Source organism: Bacillus cereus group sp. RP32, assembly GCF_040459735.1.
GTDB lineage: Bacteria > Bacillota > Bacilli > Bacillales > Bacillaceae_G > Bacillus_A > Bacillus_A wiedmannii.
The window spans coordinates 1,419,550-1,436,168 of the sequence record NZ_JARVHO010000001.1; the positions used below are offsets into that span (position 1 = coordinate 1,419,550).

Genomic DNA, 16,619 nt, shown 5'->3' on the forward strand with positions numbered 1-16,619 from the left:
TAACAATGGTAGTAGGAGATTTCCCAATTGAATTAGATACAGTCGTTGTTGGTGCAGGTCCTGGTGGATACGTTGCGGCAATTCGTGCAGCACAATTAGGTCAAAAGGTAGCAATTATCGAAAAAGCTAACCTTGGTGGCGTATGCTTAAACGTTGGATGTATTCCTTCAAAAGCGTTAATCAATGCAGGTCATCGTTATGAGAATGCAATGCATTCTGATGACATGGGTATCACTGCAGAGAACGTAAAAGTTGACTTTACAAAAGTTCAAGAATGGAAAAACGGCGTAGTTAAGAAATTAACTGGCGGTGTTGAAGGCCTTCTTAAAGGTAACAAAGTTGAAATCATTCGCGGTGAAGCTTACTTCGTAGATGCTAACACATTACGCGTAATGACTGAAGATGCAGCACAAACGTATACGTTTAAAAATGCTGTTCTTGCAACTGGTTCTACACCAATCGAAATTCCAGGATTCAAATACTCTAAACGTGTTATCAACTCTACAGGTGCTTTAAGCTTACCTGAAATTCCTAAAAAACTTGTTGTAATCGGCGGCGGTTACATCGGTATGGAATTAGGAACTGCATATGCTAACTTCGGTACAGAAGTTACTGTAGTAGAAGCTGGCGACGAAATCTTAGCTGGTTTCGAAAAAGCTATGAGCTCTGTTGTTAAACGTGCTCTTCAAAAGAAAGGTAACGTAAATATCCATACAAAAGCTATGGCTAAAGGCGTTGAAGAAACAGAAACTGGCGTAAAAGTTAGCTTTGAAGTTAAAGGTGAAATCCAAACTGTAGAAGCAGATTACGTATTAGTAACTGTAGGTCGTCGTCCAAACACTCAAGAAATTGGTCTTGAGCAAGTTGGAGTTAAAATGACTGACCGCGGCATCATCGAAATCGATGAGCAATGTCGTACAAACGTATCAAACATCTATGCAATCGGTGATATCGTTCCTGGACCACCATTAGCTCACAAAGCTTCTTACGAAGGTAAAGTAGCTGTTGAAGCAATTAGTGGCCATGCATCAGCAATCGATTACATCGGAATTCCTGCAGTATGCTTCACTGATCCAGAATTAGCATCTGTTGGTTACACTAAGAAACAAGCTGAAGAAGCAGGAATGACAGTATCTGTATCTAAGTTCCCATTCGCTGCAAACGGTCGTGCGTTATCATTAAACAGCACTGACGGTTTCTTACAACTTGTAACGCGTAAAGAAGATGGTCTTCTTGTAGGTGCACAAGTTGCAGGTGCAGGTGCTTCTGATATTATCTCTGAGATTGGTTTAGCTATCGAAGCTGGAATGACAGCAGAAGATATCGCTCAAACAATCCACGCTCACCCAACATTAGGTGAGATCACAATGGAAGCAGCTGAAGTTGCTCTTGGAATGCCAATTCACATTGTAAAATAATTATAAAAAAACGTCTTCTAAATTTAGAAGACGTTTTTTTTATTCTTTATTTTCAAATTGATACATTTTTTATTTGTACTAGTGTCATTATAAAGGAATAACACGATATCAGCATTTAGTTTTTCAAGTTCTTGTTTTACATTTTTGCTTGCCGCAAATCGTGGATCAATAAATGTTGTTTGTTCAAACTCTTGTGCAAATAAAGGATAAGTTGCATCTGCATAAGAATCTTTAATAATGACAGCATGTAGTTTGGTTTTTGCATCTGGATTTAAAATATTTATCTGTGCATAGTCTGTTTTGTAAACGGAACTATAGTCTGGTGAAAGCTTATTTTTGTCCACTGCAAAGAATTCCTTCATCGATTCTTCTGATTTTGGACCGAGATATACAGTTTAATTATCCCACATATTTGGGTTTTGCTTTAATTGTACATATGGGATTGTTTCAGGTGTTTCTATTAAATTATACAGTTGTTTATTCCAACTACCGATAAATTGTCCATTCGGTTTTTCTATAGTTATTTTATAATCACCTCGATTAACAGCATTACCTTTAAATGTTTTAGATTGCATTAGCAATGTGCTTCATTGTTTGCTCGTATGCATAAAATGCACCTTTCATATTCCAATGATGATCGGTCTTAAAGTATAGATCTTCTAATTGTTCATGAGTAAATTCCTTTAGTGAAATTTTTCATAGTTAGCCCTCCTTTAGAAGCGGAAGTAAATAAATGGATTGTAAGTTGCATTCGTTAAATACATCATAGTTATGATTAAGACACTCAAGTAATAAAGTGGAGATAAAATGACTACCTTTTTATTTGCTAATTGATTCTTGATCCAAGAGAAAAATGGAGCGGATATAATAATAGCAAGTATTAAAGATTCCCCGATAATTCATCACATAGAAATAACTCGTAATGTCAGTCAACGATCTATTTAATCCGAACATTTTTCCTACTCCGATTGCCATATCACTGTAACCTGAAAAATCGAAATAAATTTGTAATGTGTAAGCGATCGCACCAATCCAAGCGGTAGATACGCTCATTGTTGCTGGATCCATCGCAAATATTTCATCGGCAATAGCTCCTAATTGATTCGCAATTAAAACCTTCTTTCCTAATCCAATGATAAAATGACGAATTCCTTCTGAAAACTTATCAGCAGTAACTGTTCTAACATGTAATTGAAAAGCGATTGTATTATATTGAACAATGGGTCCTGCTACTAATTGTGGGAAAATAGTAAAGTATAGTGCAAGGTCAAATAGATTTCGCTGAGCTTCTACTTTTTTCTTATAAATGTCAATAATATAACTCACTGCATGGAAAGTGAAAAATGAAATCCCAATTGTAAGGGGATTTTTTCTAGTACAATGTTTGTATGAAAAATGCCATTTATATTATCTACTAAGAAATTAGCGTATTTAAAATATCCGAGTATAGCAGTATTGACAACGATTGCTATAGTCAGAATAACTTTTCTATTTGTACTAGACAGTCGGTCTTTATTAAGCCATATTTCGAACCAATAGTTGATGAAAATAGAAAAAAGCATTAGGAAGACATATATTGGTTCTCCCCAAGCATAAAATAATAAACTAAATAATAGAAGAACTATGTTTTGTAATTCTTTCCGTACTGAGTAGTACACGAAAAGAATTGCAGGTAAAAAAAGGCATAAGAAAAACAAATTGCTAAATACCATGTATCATTAAATTCTTTCTATCTTTTCTCTTTAAGGAGTATGCCATGCGATGAATGAATAATCTATCTTATAGGAGATATGAGAGAATGTATTGTTAAAAACGAGGAATATTCGCATTAGAATAGTTGGAGAATTTGAAAAAGAAAAATACAACGATGAATTAGGTGGGATTTGGAAAAGTCTACCTTCAAAATGTTAAGAGGGAAGAGCTGAAGCATATAATAGGAAGAAAAAGGAGGTAACGCTATGAAAATTACACTAGCTTCATTTTTTCATCTAGTTTTATGGAGTGGATTTTCAGTAGTGTTATTATTGTCAAGTCGTGATAAACTTCATTATAAAATTTTTCTTTTTCTTATATTTTTGTACTTAGCGTATGTAATAGCGTATGTCATACTAAGTGCAAGGAGAAAAGCGATGCTTCTTACTTGCACAAATAGTATGATCTTTCTAATCATTTATTTTTGTTTTTAAATTAACGTTTATAGAAATACATTGTTCTTCCATTAAATAATTGTAATTCTCCTTCTAATTTCTTCGCTAGAAAACGGCAAAATTCATTTGCTTTTCCTTTATCACCGAATGTTGCATTAGGTGGTAAAGAAATCTGAATAAAAGATTGTTCCTTTTCTATACCAACACCAACATATATGGAGTCATATCGATCGTGAGTAGCTTGTAGTTTTAATGTTGTTGCTGATGTATCTAAAATTTCATAAGGAAAAGCGGTATTTGTATAAGTGTAATTAATTTGAACACCAGTTTTGGAAGTAACTGTTTTATAGTACTGAAAAAGTTGTTTTATATCATCTGTTGAAACAGTTTGTTGATTGGATTTAGGTACAAGCGTAATAAAGGCATGTTGCATATAAGTTCCTCCTAACTTAGTAGAATACTATCATTCTACATCCTACTGAATTTTTTGACAATTAAAAGGAGTATTCCTTTTTTTGTTTAATATACTAATGAAAGGTGATGTAGAAAGGTGGAAACCGATGTTTGAAAAATTGTATGATGAGCATGAAAGTGTGAAGGTACGATTTTTGGGATTTATGACACATGATACTCGTTATGATTTTGGTGTTATTTATACAAATATGTTTTTTGGAAAGCCGCTCATTGTTTGTATGCAAACAGGAAGGTCTACTTTACTTGGAAGAGATGATGTAGAGAATGTGCAACATATACAGGAAGTTTTTAAATTAGGGTCAGAAGAGGAAGCAGCAGAGTTAGCTCAGTTTTTTAAATTTTTAGTCCCATCTACTTCTTTGCATGCGGAATATGAAGAATAATTAATGTAAAACAGTCGTACGTATAAATATGGCTGTTTTTTTGTTTGAATATCGCATACTAATTTAAATTAAAAATATTTAATGTGTTATACTAAAAACCTATTGACGTAAAAAGTATAACATATTAAAATAAAGACAGAAAGTTAAGCGGTTACAAAAGTTTTTGGGATTATAAACTTAGGGGGAAATGAAAAATGGGAACGATCGTATGTCAAGATTGTGAAAGTACAATTGCACACTTCGAGGATGAGAAAGTAACGGTACTTTACGGGAAATGTGGATCTTGCGGATGTGATCACACAGAGCATACAAAAGCCCAATAGTTGATAGGAAATGGACAGCTAAAAGTTTTTAGGACCATAAACTTAGGGGGAAATGAAAAATGGGAACAATCGTATGCCAAGTATGTGAAGGAACAATCGGACATTTTGAAGATGAAAAAACGACAGTGCTTTACGGAAAATGTGGTACAAATTGTGACTGTGCTAATAGAGACAAGGCGAAAGCTTAATTATAAATAAGTAGATTATTATTAAAACTCAGGGGGAAATGAAAAATGGGAACAATCGTATGCCAAGTATGTGAAGGAACAATCGGACATTTTGAAGATGAAAAATCAACAGTACTATACGGAAAATGTGGATCTCATTGCGAATGTGACCATAAAGAACATACAAAAGCTTAAATAAGAAGAAGCGCCTACATATACATATGTAGGCGCTTTTTTAATAAATTGTAGTTGTATGGCCAACTGTTGCAACGATTGCATCATCTCTAATCGGAATAAATCCTATCGATGTCTGTGGAGTGCTAGGAGAGGCGTAGTGGCTCATGAGACGGCTATCAATACGGGTAATAGTATCGGTCAAGAAAGCTGAAATAAAAGCGTAAGGGACTCGTCGTTCATTTAATGAGTATATAATTTCCTCTTTTGTTTTTACACCTACGCCATGTCCGTAAAAAAAGAAATTTCCTAGATAGATTGTATTTTCTCCTTGCCACTCGATCGTAGCTGGATTCACTTGTGGATTTTTAAAATAAACGAGATCACCTGGAACAAGATCGCCACCCGTTTTTGTTATGAGCTTTAAATCTTGATCGTAGTCCCACGTATAAAGTAAAAGGTTTGCAAAGAGACGGTTGAAAGTTTCTTCCTCATATAATGATAGTAAAGCTTTGTAAAAAATAATGATCATAGCGGTGGCGCATTCAGTTCCATATAGTTTTCCGTTTTTGAAAATATCTTGTATGGCAATGGAAGGGGGTATGTTTGGTAGTAGCTCGAATCCTCCAAGTGGTGTTCTTTTCCAATACTGGGGGTTGCAAAAGGATTGTTGAAATGTGCGAAACTGAAATCCACTTTGAAAAAGTTCTAATGCAGAAGTAATAATATTCACTCGCAAATTTAGATCAAAGCTGAGTTCATCAGATGTTCGGAAGGAATAAATTTCTTGATTTCCTGCCATTATCGATAAAATTTGTTGTTTCTCAGCTGCAAATGGCTCATATTCATTTGTGATATAAGGATGTACAATAGAACGGCCTATTACAATCATAATAGTATCCCCACCTATACGTTACATTACTTAATATCGTATGGGAAAAGAGAAAAAAGGTGAAAGAAAAGCCTATCAACTGATAGGCTTGTACTCTTTAATCACACGTAATGTTTGTAATGTCATATCTTCAGGACCTTGTACAGGTAAACCCGCTTCTAAGTTTTTACGAATATACTCTAAGTTATCTTGTGTAATAATTTCCCCTGGAGTAAAGATTGGAATCCCTGGCGGATAAACCATAACGAAATCAGCTATAATACGACCTGCTGCATTTTCAAACGGAATGACTTCTGTTTCCGAATAAAAAGCATCTCGAGGAGAAAGTGCTAGCACTGGTATTTCTGGAATTTCTACTTGTATTTGAACACCTTTATCGGCTTTATTTCTAAATGTTGCTGCTAAATCTTGTAATGCTGCAATAAGTGTATTTGTCTCACTTTCTGTATCCCCAAAAGTGACAAGACATAGTATGTTGTATAAATCCGAGAGTTCTACTTCAATGTTATATTGCTCTCTAAGCCATACTTCAGCCTGATGGCCTGTAATACCTAAATCTTTTACAGATACAATTATCTTTGTAGGATCGTAGTTAAAAGTAGCATCTGTACCTAGCATTTCTTTCCCAGGACAGTAAAGATCCTCAACAGCATTAATAGCATCACGAACTTGTTCCGCTAATTGAATTGTTTGTTCTATGAGTGCCGTTCCTTCTGTAGCAAGACGTTTTCTAGCAACATCTAGGGATGCTAACAAGATGTAAGAAGTTGATGTAGTCGTAAGCATGCTAATAATAGATTGAACATGTTTAACGTTCACAAGGCCTTCCTTCACGTTAAGAATAGAACTTTGCGTTAAAGATCCTCCTAATTTGTGAACACTTGTTGCTGCCATATCTGCACCGGCTTGCATCGCTGACATCGGCAATTCATCGTGAAAATGAATATGAACACCATGAGCCTCATCAACTAGTACAGGGATATCATAAGAATGGGCTAATTGGACAATCTGTTCTAAGTCCGCAGCAAAGCCAAAGTATGTTGGATTAATAACAAGTAAGCCTTTCGCATCTGAATGCTCTTCAAGTGCCTTTTTGACAGATTGAATTGTGATTCCGTGTGAAATACCAAGTTTTGGATCGATTTCAGGATGCATGAAAATCGGTTTTGCACCTGAGAAAATAATAGCTGACATTACTGATTTATGCACGTTTCGTGGCACTAGGATTTTGTCACCAGGACCGCACACGCTCATCACCATTGTCATTATTGCACCACTTGTACCTTGAATAGAAAAGAAAGTATGATCTGCACCAAATGCAGCGGCTGCTAAATCTTGTGCTTCTTTAATCATACCTTTTGGATGATGTAAATCATCGAGCGGCGCAATATTAATTAAATCAATTGCTAATGCATTATGCCCAATAAATTCGCGAAATGTAGGATCCATGCCCTGTCCTTTTTTGTGACCAGGAATATGGAATTGAATTGGATTTCGCTTACTGTGCTCAACTAAAGCGGTAAACAATGGTGTTTCGTATTGGGACAATCTATACACCCCTTCTTTTTCATAATATTTATTAGAGTTTGTTTTATATAATCTTGTTCTAAAAAAGTTAAGTGCTTTTTAGAATGAGACTTGTTTTTCTGCCAATCACAAAAGCATTTTTGAGATGGTAGGTTCACTTTATTTTCTATAAAACAAAAGCATTATATCACCAATAATTATAGATGTATAGAAAAAAATATTTTTACAGTGAGTATGTTAAATAGTTGTTTCCAATTAACTTATAGAGGAAGACAATTCCATCACAATGAATAAATAGTGTATAATGCAAAGTGGCTATAGTGAAGAAGAAAAAAATCCCTTTAAGATAGCATATTGAAATAAGAAGAAATGATAAATGAGGTGCGAAATGGAATATCAATATCCGTTAGATTATAATTGGTCAAATGAGGAAATGGTTGTAATTGTGAAGTTTTATGAAGCAATTGAGAAAGCATATGAAAAAGGAATTATAAGAGAAGAATTAATGGGATTATATCGTCGTTTTAAAGAGATTGTTCCATCTAAAGCAGAAGAGAAGAAAATTGATAAAGAGTTTCAAGAAGTAAGTGGATATTCTATATACCGTGCGATTCAAAGGGCGAAAGAAACTGAAGAACAAAAACTTGTGAAAATGTAAAAAAATTTTGAAAAATGAAAACTGAAGTGATATAATGTGATAACAACTAAAAACGGACAATATAAATTGTCCGTTTTCTACTATCGATTACAAAGTGCATATAAAGGAAGGAGTGATTGCATCGTAGATTCAATCTTAGCAAGGAATTGTTCGTTGGTCATTGCTGAAAACTCCTCTGGTGATATATGAATACCAACTAATAATTCTGCTTTTTTCACAGTAGCTAGACGTTCAATCATCTTTTGTAAGTCTTCTGTTTCAAGTGTTTTATGTAATTTTACACTTGGTTTAGTATGGTCAATGGACCAAACGAAGTCATTTGGAATATTTGTTTTTAAATCATTTAAATGTTCTAAGAAGGCGTGAGCCGTCTCCAATTTTTGTGGACACTCATAGATTAAACCAAAGTATATGAAGGCATGAGTACCCCATAATCCAATTTGGAAATGTGGCAGCATTTTATAACCGCGTTTATTTGTTGAAAAAGCAACCCAAGTATCGTTTGGTGGATTGACTTTGCGGCGTGCATGTTTTGCTACATGATAAAAAAAGTTCTCATCAGTTTGTTTGGATAAATACGTTGCAAACTGTTCCCCTAAAGCTTCAAGCTTAGGATGAATGTTCGTTTTAATTGCACTCATTCGTTCTTCGAGACCATCAACTGTAAAGACCTCAAAATCAGTTGACTTGAATGTTTGTAGTGTCATGATTGTTCCTCCAACTCCTATTTTGCTTTTATTTTAGCATAGCTTGTACTATTCATAAAAAAAACAGCACAAAAAAATTTAAATAAAAAAATATAATTTTGTTGCATAGATGATTTATCCAACATAGTATAGTATAAAACAAAAAATCAGAAAATTGAATCAATTCTAGTCCGAGGGCAGACGAATATTGGGAGGAGGCAAATAATATGAGACAGGTGATTAATGCGTTAAAGAGAACAGATGCTGAAAAGAGAATACCGGTGCTACGTTTGGAGCTAGATTATGAATTAGCAACTTTATATGATGCGATGATGGAAAATGATAAACTGAAAAAAGAAGAGTGTGTACAAAAGTTAGAAGTGTTAAGACTTGAAATGATTCGTTTAGAAGCGTAATAATAGTATATGTATAAAAAATTAGTTGGTGCGAACCTTATAAAGGGTTCGTTTTTTCTGTGAACAGTATAGATCGGAGTGTTTAAACATGCAAGAAGTATGGAAAGACATCGATGCACACGCCAAACAGTGGATTCGAGATGCAGGAGAGTTTTTAATGGCATCAATGGAAAAAGCACTTATTATAGAAACGAAATCCAATGCAGCTGATTTAGTAACAAATATGGACCGAGAAATAGAACAGTTTTTAATTGGGAAAATTAAAGAAACATTCCCGAACCATAATATTTTAGGAGAAGAAGGTTATGGAGATGAGGTAACTTCTTCTGATGGGGTTGTTTGGTTAATTGATCCAATTGATGGCACGATGAACTTTGTTCATCAAAAAAGAAATTTCGCAATTTCAATTGGAATTTATGAGAACGGTATCGGAAAGGTTGGACTCATTTATGATCCAGTTCATGATGAATTATACCATGCGGTAAAGGGAGCTGGGGCATTTTGTAATGAAGTACCAATACCTTTATTGGAAAAAGGAACTGTAGAGCAAGGTATTGTAGCTTTAAATGCGATATGGCTTACCGACAATCCAATGCTTAATAAGGAAAGTATGATGGCACTGGTTAAGAAAGCAAGAGGCACGAGATCATATGGCTGTGCAGCGTTAGAGATGGTATACGTTGCAACAGGAAGAATAGATGCATATGTAACGCCGAGATTATCACCATGGGATTTTGGTGGGGGACAGATAATTGTAGAGGAAGTTGGAGGCAAGGTGACAACTTTTTCTGGATCCCCGCTTTCTATCGTAGAGAAGAGCAGCGTATTAGTTGCAAAACCAGGAGTGTATGAAGAGTTGTTACGATTTATAGCGGAGTAACAAAAAAAGTAAGAGGCTGTATAAGCGCTTCTTACTTTTTGACGTTATTTCGATTTACGCATTTTTCTTTTTGTTACAAAACCGTATCCAACTGTAACAAATGTGCCGATAATGCAAATAATAATACCGATGGGACTATTTTCAGCAACCATAATGCCGATACCGATTAAGAAAATAACACCGATAATTGCAGTTAATAAAAAGCGATATTGAATGTGTTCCATTTCTTCACCCTCCAATCTCATTTTACTTTCACAAAAGTAAGAATACAACTATATTTTCATTCTTGATTTTATTTTGATTGCCATTGTATCCCCTTCGCTCTTATAATAGAGAAGGATTAAAAAGACATTAGGAGTTGGACATGTTGAAAAAACGACAAGATTTACGAAATATAGCAATTATTGCCCACGTTGACCATGGTAAAACAACACTTGTTGACCAGTTATTACGTCAAGCGGGGACGTTCCGTGCGAATGAACATATTGAAGAACGCGCAATGGACTCAAACGATCTAGAAAGAGAACGTGGTATTACAATTTTAGCGAAGAATACTGCGATTCACTATGAAGATAAAAGAATTAACATTTTAGATACACCTGGTCACGCTGACTTCGGTGGAGAAGTAGAACGTATCATGAAAATGGTTGATGGTGTTCTACTTGTTGTTGATGCATATGAAGGTTGTATGCCACAAACACGATTTGTTTTAAAGAAAGCTCTTGAGCAAAACTTAACTCCAATCGTTGTTGTAAACAAAATTGACCGTGACTTCGCTCGCCCTGATGAAGTAGTTGATGAAGTAGTTGACTTATTCATCGAACTTGGTGCAAACGAAGATCAGTTAGAGTTCCCAGTTGTATTTGCATCAGCAATGAACGGAACAGCAAGCTTAGATTCAAATCCAGCAAATCAAGAAGAGAATATGAAATCATTGTTTGACACAATTATTGAACATATTCCAGCACCAGTTGATAACAGCGAAGAGCCACTTCAATTCCAAGTAGCACTTCTTGATTACAATGACTATGTTGGTCGTATCGGGGTTGGACGCGTATTCCGTGGTACAATGAAAGTAGGACAACAAGTTGCATTAATGAAAGTTGATGGAACTGTAAAACAATTCCGTGTAACGAAATTATTTGGTTACATTGGATTAAAACGTCAAGAAATTGAAGAAGCAAAAGCTGGAGATTTAGTAGCTGTTTCGGGTATGGAAGACATTAACGTAGGTGAAACGGTATGTCCGGTTGAGCATGAAGAGGCTTTACCATTATTACGTATTGATGAGCCAACACTACAAATGACATTCCTTGTAAATAACAGCCCATTTGCAGGTCGTGAAGGTAAATTCATTACATCTCGTAAAATTGAAGAGCGTCTTCGTTCACAATTAGAAACAGATGTAAGTTTACGTGTAGATAATACAGATTCTCCTGATGCGTGGATCGTATCTGGACGCGGGGAATTACATTTATCTATCCTAATTGAAAACATGCGTCGTGAAGGTTATGAACTACAAGTATCTAAGCCTGAAGTAATTATTAAAGAAGTTGATGGCGTAAGATGTGAGCCTGTAGAGCGCGTGCAAATCGATGTACCTGAAGAATACACTGGTTCTATTATGGAATCTATGGGTGCACGTAAAGGTGAAATGTTAGATATGGTGAATAACGGAAACGGTCAAGTTCGCCTTACTTTCATGGTTCCAGCACGTGGTTTAATTGGTTACACAACAGAATTCTTAACATTAACTCGTGGTTACGGTATTTTAAACCATACATTCGATTGCTACCAACCAGTACACGCTGGACAAGTTGGTGGACGTCGCCAAGGTGTTCTAGTTTCACTTGAAACAGGAAAAGCATCACAATACGGTATTATGCAAGTTGAAGACCGTGGTGTAATCTTCGTTGAACCAGGTACAGAAGTATATGCTGGTATGATTGTTGGAGAACATACTCGTGAGAATGACTTAACAGTTAACGTTGTAAAAATGAAACAACAAACTAATATTCGTTCTGCGACGAAAGATCAAACTTCAACAATGAAAAAACCACGCTTAATGACTTTAGAAGAGTCATTAGAGTACTTAAACGATGACGAGTTCTGTGAAGTAACTCCAGAATCAATTCGTCTACGTAAAAAGATTCTTGATAAGAGCGAGCGCGAAAGAGCTGCTAAGAAAAAGAAATCTGTAGAAGCGTAAAATAATAGAACAGCTACCTTTGAGGGGTGGCTGTTTTTTATTGTATTTATTTTTGGAATATTTACTCTTTTTTTGTGGACAGTATTTTTTTTGCGGGTTACTCTTGTATTAAGTACATAAATAAAATTTGTTTCTTGTGAGAAAGGGGGATGAATGATGTTAGAAAGAATGTCGTTTTTTGCGAAATTATGTAAAGTTGATGAAAATCCGGAACTAGGGATGTGGTTGCTGTATGGCATCATTATTATATTAAGTGCACTTGTGTATAATTTAGGTTTTGCAAGAAAACTATCAATAATAAAAAATATAGTGATATATATATCGTTAGCGATTGGATGTACAGTTTTAACTTTCTTTGCAGTTTTTTTACCTGTTGGAGAGGGCCTTGTTGTAGCGGCAATTGTACTTGGGATTTATAGGTTGCGTTTACGTCAAGCGAGACAACAAAAAGCAGGGTGAGGGGGCAAATTTTTATGCGTTCAGTACAAGATGCGTTATATAATTGGTTAACAATTAAAACAGTTGCCGAAGCACGTCCAGATGATCGTGCTGCACAAGAAACGTATTTGTTATTTGAAAATATGATATATGAAGAACATAAATTAAAGAATGTGGAAGTTAAAAAGAATGAAGAAATGTATTTGATTACATATGAAATGAATGGAGAAAGAAAATCTGCAAGGTTTCCGTTAGAAGCTATTGATTGTTTTTTGGATCAAATGAATCGTGAACCTGAAAAATATAAATAAGTCCTTATCTATATGATTAAGGACTTATTTACATTTTACCAATCGTCTTCGACTTTTTTATCACGGTATAATCGGAAATTACCACTTGCATGACGTTCCATCGTACGTTCTGCAATTCGTTCCGAACATTCCATGCACATATATGTATGAATAGGGCGGTTACGTAGTTTTTTTGCCATAGGATTTTCATCATCTAACATATCTTTTTTATCACAAATCATACACTTGACTCTCATTTCGTCACCTCAATACGAATTCTATCAGTATAAGTATATCATGGAAGTGTAATATTTTTGAATAATAGCGGGAAAAAATAATATTTTCGCAATTCGAAAAATAAGTTATGATAAGGATATAGTAAGTATATTTGGAGGTGGAAATATGGCGAATGTAGTAGATCCTACATTAACAGATGATTTAGTACAAACGTTACGTAAAGAATGTATTGTTATGGTAGCAACAACAGACTTCGAAAAACAAGTTCCTAACGTAAGTGCTATTTCTTGGGTGTATGCAGTGAGTAAAACTAGTATTCGATTTGCAGTAGATCAACGTTCACGTATTGTGGAAAATATACGGCATAGTACTGGGCTAGTATTGACTATAATGGCGAATGAATCCGTATTTTCCATAAGTGGTGCAGGTGAAATTTTGACTGATAGAATGGAAGGCATTCCTCTAAAATTAACTGTAATAGAAGTAAATGTACAAGAAGTACGTGATGTTATGTTTTATGGAGCGAAGCTTGCAACTGAGCCAACCTATGAAAAAACATATGATATTCGCGCAGCGAAAAAGCTGGATAACCAAGTGTTAGTAGGAATAAAAGAATTATAAATGTGATAAATAAGAAAATAAGTTATTAACTTTTGTAATCAGTTATTGTGATTTTATGTTAATAATTATAATTAAAAGTAATATATTGAATAGAAATGAATAAAAAATAAATAAAAGGTTTCATGGTTATGAATTTCGATTCTACCTCGTTTATACGGTACATATAATTATAACAATGGTTCGTCCATATTTTATGGATGAAACCCTTGTTCTACAAATTTAAAAGTGGAGTCAGGGGGTAACAGGTTGGATAAAATTTATGTGTTAGATACGAATGTACTTTTGCAGGATCCTTTATCTATTTTTTCATTTGAAACAAATGAAGTAGTGATTCCAGCAGTTGTATTAGAAGAGGTTGATTCGAAAAAACGTTATATGGATGAAGTAGGACGAAACGCTCGTTATGTATCTAAGTTAATAGACAAATTTCGTGAAATAGGAAAGCTGCATGAAAGTATTCCGTTAGAAAACGGCGGTACATTTCGTATTGAATTAAATCATCGTTCATTTGTTCAACTACAAGATATTTTTGTAGAAAAAACAAATGATAATCGAATTTTAGCTGTAGCAAAAAATCTATCTTTAGAAGAACAAGAAAAAGAGGACGGGAAGTCTGTTATTTTAGTAAGTAAAGACGTGCTCGTAAGGGTAAAAGCTGATGCAATTGGTTTGAAGGCGGAAGATTATTTAAGTGATCGTGTAATTGAAGTAGATAATATATATTCAGGATTTTTAGAAGGGTATATATCAAAAGAGCAATTAGATTATTTTTATGAAAAAGGTGAATTGCCTTTATCCGAAATTGCAAATCACCCTTTTTATCCAAATCAGTTTGTAGTAATGAAAGATGCATTAGGGGGATCTAGTTCAGCACTTGGCATTGTGGATCATTTAGGTAAGAAGGTAAAGAAACTTATTTTTCACAATGAACAAGTATGGGGGATACGACCACGAAATGTGCAGCAAATTATGGGGTTAGAATTGTTGCTTCGTGAAGATATTCCGCTAGTAACGTTAACGGGGAAAGCTGGTACAGGAAAAACATTACTCGCGTTGGCTTCGGGACTCATGCAAACGGAAGATTTAGGACTATATAAAAAACTACTCGTTGCAAGGCCAATTGTTCCAGTCGGAAAAGATATCGGTTATTTACCAGGAGAAAAAGAAGAAAAGTTAAGACCATGGATGCAACCGATTTTTGATAATCTAGAGTACTTATTTAATACGAAAAAGCCAGGAGAGTTAGATGCTATTTTAGCTGGAATGGGTTCGATTGAAGTAGAGGCCCTTACCTATATACGTGGGAGAAGTATTCCAGATCAGTTCATTATAATTGATGAAGCACAAAATTTAACGAAGCATGAAGTGAAAACGATATTAACAAGGGTAGGAGAAAAAAGTAAAATTGTATTAATGGGAGATCCTCAGCAAATTGATCACCCGTATTTGGATGAATATAATAATGGTTTAACATATGTTGTAGAGAAGTTTAAAGAGCAACGTATTAGTGGTCATGTAAAGTTTGTTAAAGGGGAGCGGTCTAATTTAGCTCAACTTGCAGCGGATTTATTATAAAAGGAGTGAGCTGAGGCTCACTCCTTTTTCTTCCAAGTATACACTTTAAATAATTGTAAATTTACGGATGTTACGGATTGGATTTTGTCTATTAGATCCATCATTGTAATATAGATGAACAGGTCCATCCTCTTTTAATGGCTTTCCTTCTTTTGAAAAACCAAGAATAGCATTTTCTACAGTTTCTAATGGAAGTATTATTGTTTGATCTACTGTTTCAATTTCGACTTGCGTAGCGTCCTCTGAAATTTCGGCGTTAGCAAGAAATGGATGAAGTGGTATACCGAACGTTCCAGTAATTAGTTGTTCTTTTTTATATTTCTTTACACTTTGTTGTATCGGTGGAAACGCAGCACCATCACGGATTTCGCGATCCCAATGCTCTGAAGTGTTTTTTAAATAAGCTTCTAGTTCTGAAGTGTTTTCTCTTGTTTCATCAAAGTAAGTTGTCAAATCTACTTTTCGATCATCAAAGATCCAAACAGTTGGATCGATAGTGATTGGAAAACGAACTTTTCCATTAATAAATAAAATTTCGCTCATTGTTGTTCCCCCATTTGTGTTATACTCCCACTTTTCAGTATAATAGCATTAGACACGGTTGTCACAAAAAATGTTTCTATTGCAATTTACTAAAACTATCGCTAATATTAATAGATAGGAGAGAGTAGGACGGAAACGGAGGGAATCAATTTGGCGTCTGAGACAGTATCAAATCATCAGGAAAAGGCACTAGCCCTTCTACAAGCGGATGCGGAGAAGATTTTAAGACTTATTAAGGTGCAAATGGACAATCTTACAATGCCGCAATGTCCATTATATGAAGAAGTGTTAGACACACAAATGTTTGGACTATCCCGCGAGGTCGATTTTGCAGTTCGCCTTGGTCTTATTGCAGAAGAACAAGGGAAAGCAATGTTAGGAGAGCTTGAACGTGAGTTATCTGCACTTCATGAAGCATTTACGAACAAACAACAATAACGGGTTCAAATAGGGGGGCTCAAACTGAAATAGTTTGGGCTTTTTATTTGTATAATAAAGCAGGAAGAATCAATGTACATATGGAATACAACAATAATTAAATTGAAACAGAAAGAGGAAATG

22 protein-coding genes and 2 pseudogenes are annotated in these 16,619 nt (G+C 34.9%); 15 read left to right on the top strand and 9 right to left on the bottom strand.

From position 1 onward, the window contains the following. Nucleotides 1-5: 5 nt before the first annotated feature. Nucleotides 6-1,418, top strand: coding sequence for a dihydrolipoyl dehydrogenase (lpdA, locus tag QCI46_RS07505; protein ID WP_353839874.1), 1,413 nt, complete (start codon nucleotides 6-8; stop codon nucleotides 1,416-1,418). A 39-nt stretch (nucleotides 1,419-1,457) separates the two neighbouring features. Here lpdA and QCI46_RS07510 read toward each other — a convergent pair. Both QCI46_RS07510 and QCI46_RS07515 read right to left on the bottom strand, forming a co-directional pair. Continuing rightward, nucleotides 1,458-2,102 (bottom strand): annotated as a pseudogene (locus QCI46_RS07510) (DHHW family protein); the annotation flags it as partial. A gap of 29 nt (nucleotides 2,103-2,131) precedes the next feature. After that, nucleotides 2,132-3,130: pseudogene (locus tag QCI46_RS07515) on the bottom strand (MBOAT family O-acyltransferase). A gap of 246 nt (nucleotides 3,131-3,376) precedes the next feature. Here QCI46_RS07515 and QCI46_RS07520 point away from each other — a divergent pair. Then, on the top strand, nucleotides 3,377-3,604 hold the full coding sequence (locus QCI46_RS07520) for a hypothetical protein (protein WP_048546134.1): 228 nt from the start codon (nucleotides 3,377-3,379) through the stop codon (nucleotides 3,602-3,604). Between the two features lies 1 nt (nucleotide 3,605). On the opposite strand, the gene QCI46_RS07525 is transcribed toward QCI46_RS07520, so the two are convergent. Next, entirely contained in the window at nucleotides 3,606-3,998 is a 393-nt protein-coding gene (locus QCI46_RS07525) for a DUF1885 family protein (protein ID WP_097908344.1), read from the bottom strand. A 127-nt stretch (nucleotides 3,999-4,125) separates the two neighbouring features. Between QCI46_RS07525 and QCI46_RS07530 the strand changes: the two genes are divergently transcribed. From QCI46_RS07530 to QCI46_RS07545, 4 genes are all read left to right on the top strand, one after another. Continuing rightward, nucleotides 4,126-4,422 (top strand): DUF3055 domain-containing protein, encoded by a 297-nt coding sequence (locus QCI46_RS07530; protein WP_033656384.1) that lies wholly within the window; start codon nucleotides 4,126-4,128, stop codon nucleotides 4,420-4,422. 194 nt (nucleotides 4,423-4,616) lie between these two features. Further along, the gene (locus QCI46_RS07535) at nucleotides 4,617-4,745 is read left to right on the top strand and encodes a GapA-binding peptide SR1P (protein ID WP_048563226.1); all 129 of its coding nucleotides are present in this window, start codon (nucleotides 4,617-4,619) and stop codon (nucleotides 4,743-4,745) included. A gap of 59 nt (nucleotides 4,746-4,804) precedes the next feature. Beyond that, the gene (locus QCI46_RS07540) at nucleotides 4,805-4,933 is read left to right on the top strand and encodes a GapA-binding peptide SR1P (RefSeq protein WP_000536801.1); all 129 of its coding nucleotides are present in this window, start codon (nucleotides 4,805-4,807) and stop codon (nucleotides 4,931-4,933) included. A gap of 45 nt (nucleotides 4,934-4,978) precedes the next feature. Next, nucleotides 4,979-5,107 (top strand): GapA-binding peptide SR1P, encoded by a 129-nt coding sequence (locus QCI46_RS07545; RefSeq protein WP_000536796.1) that lies wholly within the window; start codon nucleotides 4,979-4,981, stop codon nucleotides 5,105-5,107. 40 nt (nucleotides 5,108-5,147) lie between these two features. On the opposite strand, the gene QCI46_RS07550 is transcribed toward QCI46_RS07545, so the two are convergent. Next, the gene (locus QCI46_RS07550; protein WP_000635322.1) at nucleotides 5,148-5,978 is read right to left on the bottom strand and encodes a protein-glutamine gamma-glutamyltransferase; all 831 of its coding nucleotides are present in this window, start codon (nucleotides 5,976-5,978) and stop codon (nucleotides 5,148-5,150) included. A 75-nt stretch (nucleotides 5,979-6,053) separates the two neighbouring features. Then, nucleotides 6,054-7,526 carry an arginine decarboxylase gene (speA, locus tag QCI46_RS07555; RefSeq protein WP_000084901.1) on the bottom strand — a complete coding sequence of 491 codons (1,473 nt, stop codon included), beginning with the start codon at nucleotides 7,524-7,526 and terminating at the stop codon, nucleotides 6,054-6,056. A 367-nt stretch (nucleotides 7,527-7,893) separates the two neighbouring features. On the opposite strand from speA, the gene QCI46_RS07560 reads away from it, so the two are divergent. Continuing rightward, on the top strand, nucleotides 7,894-8,163 hold the full coding sequence (locus QCI46_RS07560; protein WP_000456567.1) for a UPF0223 family protein: 270 nt from the start codon (nucleotides 7,894-7,896) through the stop codon (nucleotides 8,161-8,163). Between the two features lie 80 nt (nucleotides 8,164-8,243). On the opposite strand, the gene QCI46_RS07565 is transcribed toward QCI46_RS07560, so the two are convergent. Then, entirely contained in the window at nucleotides 8,244-8,870 is a 627-nt protein-coding gene (locus tag QCI46_RS07565) for a YktB family protein (protein WP_353839875.1), read from the bottom strand. 206 nt (nucleotides 8,871-9,076) lie between these two features. Between QCI46_RS07565 and QCI46_RS07570 the strand changes: the two genes are divergently transcribed. Both QCI46_RS07570 and QCI46_RS07575 read left to right on the top strand, forming a co-directional pair. After that, entirely contained in the window at nucleotides 9,077-9,265 is a 189-nt protein-coding gene (locus QCI46_RS07570; RefSeq protein ID WP_001250166.1) for a hypothetical protein, read from the top strand. Between the two features lie 88 nt (nucleotides 9,266-9,353). Next, complete coding sequence (locus QCI46_RS07575) at nucleotides 9,354-10,145, top strand: inositol monophosphatase family protein (protein WP_048546124.1); 792 nt, start codon at nucleotides 9,354-9,356, stop codon at nucleotides 10,143-10,145. A gap of 44 nt (nucleotides 10,146-10,189) precedes the next feature. Here QCI46_RS07575 and QCI46_RS07580 read toward each other — a convergent pair whose 3' ends face one another. Then, nucleotides 10,190-10,369 carry a DUF5325 family protein gene (locus QCI46_RS07580; RefSeq protein WP_000400128.1) on the bottom strand — a complete coding sequence of 60 codons (180 nt, stop codon included), beginning with the start codon at nucleotides 10,367-10,369 and terminating at the stop codon, nucleotides 10,190-10,192. A 140-nt stretch (nucleotides 10,370-10,509) separates the two neighbouring features. Between QCI46_RS07580 and typA the strand changes: the two genes are divergently transcribed. The 3 genes from typA to QCI46_RS07595 all read left to right on the top strand — a co-directional run bounded on the left by typA (nucleotide 10,510) and on the right by QCI46_RS07595 (nucleotide 13,103). After that, the gene (gene typA, locus QCI46_RS07585; protein ID WP_000914755.1) at nucleotides 10,510-12,354 is read left to right on the top strand and encodes a translational GTPase TypA; all 1,845 of its coding nucleotides are present in this window, start codon (nucleotides 10,510-10,512) and stop codon (nucleotides 12,352-12,354) included. A 156-nt stretch (nucleotides 12,355-12,510) separates the two neighbouring features. Beyond that, entirely contained in the window at nucleotides 12,511-12,813 is a 303-nt protein-coding gene (locus tag QCI46_RS07590; RefSeq protein WP_000893656.1) for a YlaH-like family protein, read from the top strand. A gap of 14 nt (nucleotides 12,814-12,827) precedes the next feature. Continuing rightward, on the top strand, nucleotides 12,828-13,103 hold the full coding sequence (locus QCI46_RS07595) for a hypothetical protein (protein ID WP_046956451.1): 276 nt from the start codon (nucleotides 12,828-12,830) through the stop codon (nucleotides 13,101-13,103). 35 nt (nucleotides 13,104-13,138) lie between these two features. Here the strand turns inward: QCI46_RS07595 and QCI46_RS07600 are convergent, their stop codons facing one another. Then, on the bottom strand, nucleotides 13,139-13,339 hold the full coding sequence (locus QCI46_RS07600; protein ID WP_001995040.1) for a YlaI family protein: 201 nt from the start codon (nucleotides 13,337-13,339) through the stop codon (nucleotides 13,139-13,141). A gap of 145 nt (nucleotides 13,340-13,484) precedes the next feature. Here QCI46_RS07600 and QCI46_RS07605 point away from each other — a divergent pair, with 145 nt between their 5' ends. Then, nucleotides 13,485-13,940 carry a PNPOx family protein gene (locus QCI46_RS07605; RefSeq protein ID WP_000024571.1) on the top strand — a complete coding sequence of 152 codons (456 nt, stop codon included), beginning with the start codon at nucleotides 13,485-13,487 and terminating at the stop codon, nucleotides 13,938-13,940. 246 nt (nucleotides 13,941-14,186) lie between these two features. After that, nucleotides 14,187-15,515 carry a PhoH family protein gene (locus tag QCI46_RS07610; protein ID WP_000358079.1) on the top strand — a complete coding sequence of 443 codons (1,329 nt, stop codon included), beginning with the start codon at nucleotides 14,187-14,189 and terminating at the stop codon, nucleotides 15,513-15,515. 45 nt (nucleotides 15,516-15,560) lie between these two features. Here the strand turns inward: QCI46_RS07610 and QCI46_RS07615 are convergent, their stop codons facing one another. Further along, nucleotides 15,561-16,058 (bottom strand): molybdopterin-binding protein, encoded by a 498-nt coding sequence (locus tag QCI46_RS07615; RefSeq protein WP_353839876.1) that lies wholly within the window; start codon nucleotides 16,056-16,058, stop codon nucleotides 15,561-15,563. A 150-nt stretch (nucleotides 16,059-16,208) separates the two neighbouring features. Between QCI46_RS07615 and QCI46_RS07620 the strand changes: the two genes are divergently transcribed. Next, nucleotides 16,209-16,496, top strand: coding sequence for an Fpa/YlaN family protein (locus QCI46_RS07620; protein ID WP_000135698.1), 288 nt, complete (start codon nucleotides 16,209-16,211; stop codon nucleotides 16,494-16,496). The last annotated feature ends 123 nt before the right edge of the window (nucleotides 16,497-16,619 follow it).

Bases quoted from the DNA above. Each gene is read 5' to 3' on its own strand.
- lpdA (WP_353839874.1), top strand. From the start codon at position 6: ATGGTAGTAGGAGATTTCCCAATTGAATTAGATACAGTCGTTGTTGGT.
- QCI46_RS07520 (WP_048546134.1), top strand. From the start codon at position 3,377: ATGAAAATTACACTAGCTTCATTTTTTCATCTAGTTTTATGGAGTGGA.
- QCI46_RS07525 (WP_097908344.1), bottom strand. From the start codon at position 3,998: ATGCAACATGCCTTTATTACGCTTGTACCTAAATCCAATCAACAAACT.
- QCI46_RS07530 (WP_033656384.1), top strand. From the start codon at position 4,126: ATGTTTGAAAAATTGTATGATGAGCATGAAAGTGTGAAGGTACGATTT.
- QCI46_RS07535 (WP_048563226.1), top strand. From the start codon at position 4,617: ATGGGAACGATCGTATGTCAAGATTGTGAAAGTACAATTGCACACTTC.
- QCI46_RS07540 (WP_000536801.1), top strand. From the start codon at position 4,805: ATGGGAACAATCGTATGCCAAGTATGTGAAGGAACAATCGGACATTTT.
- QCI46_RS07545 (WP_000536796.1), top strand. From the start codon at position 4,979: ATGGGAACAATCGTATGCCAAGTATGTGAAGGAACAATCGGACATTTT.
- QCI46_RS07550 (WP_000635322.1), bottom strand. From the start codon at position 5,978: ATGATTGTAATAGGCCGTTCTATTGTACATCCTTATATCACAAATGAA.
- QCI46_RS07560 (WP_000456567.1), top strand. From the start codon at position 7,894: ATGGAATATCAATATCCGTTAGATTATAATTGGTCAAATGAGGAAATG.
- QCI46_RS07565 (WP_353839875.1), bottom strand. From the start codon at position 8,870: ATGACACTACAAACATTCAAGTCAACTGATTTTGAGGTCTTTACAGTT.
- QCI46_RS07570 (WP_001250166.1), top strand. From the start codon at position 9,077: ATGAGACAGGTGATTAATGCGTTAAAGAGAACAGATGCTGAAAAGAGA.
- QCI46_RS07575 (WP_048546124.1), top strand. From the start codon at position 9,354: ATGCAAGAAGTATGGAAAGACATCGATGCACACGCCAAACAGTGGATT.
- QCI46_RS07580 (WP_000400128.1), bottom strand. From the start codon at position 10,369: ATGGAACACATTCAATATCGCTTTTTATTAACTGCAATTATCGGTGTT.
- typA (WP_000914755.1), top strand. From the start codon at position 10,510: ATGTTGAAAAAACGACAAGATTTACGAAATATAGCAATTATTGCCCAC.
- QCI46_RS07590 (WP_000893656.1), top strand. From the start codon at position 12,511: ATGTTAGAAAGAATGTCGTTTTTTGCGAAATTATGTAAAGTTGATGAA.
- QCI46_RS07595 (WP_046956451.1), top strand. From the start codon at position 12,828: ATGCGTTCAGTACAAGATGCGTTATATAATTGGTTAACAATTAAAACA.
- QCI46_RS07600 (WP_001995040.1), bottom strand. From the start codon at position 13,339: ATGAGAGTCAAGTGTATGATTTGTGATAAAAAAGATATGTTAGATGAT.
- QCI46_RS07605 (WP_000024571.1), top strand. From the start codon at position 13,485: ATGGCGAATGTAGTAGATCCTACATTAACAGATGATTTAGTACAAACG.
- QCI46_RS07615 (WP_353839876.1), bottom strand. From the start codon at position 16,058: ATGAGCGAAATTTTATTTATTAATGGAAAAGTTCGTTTTCCAATCACT.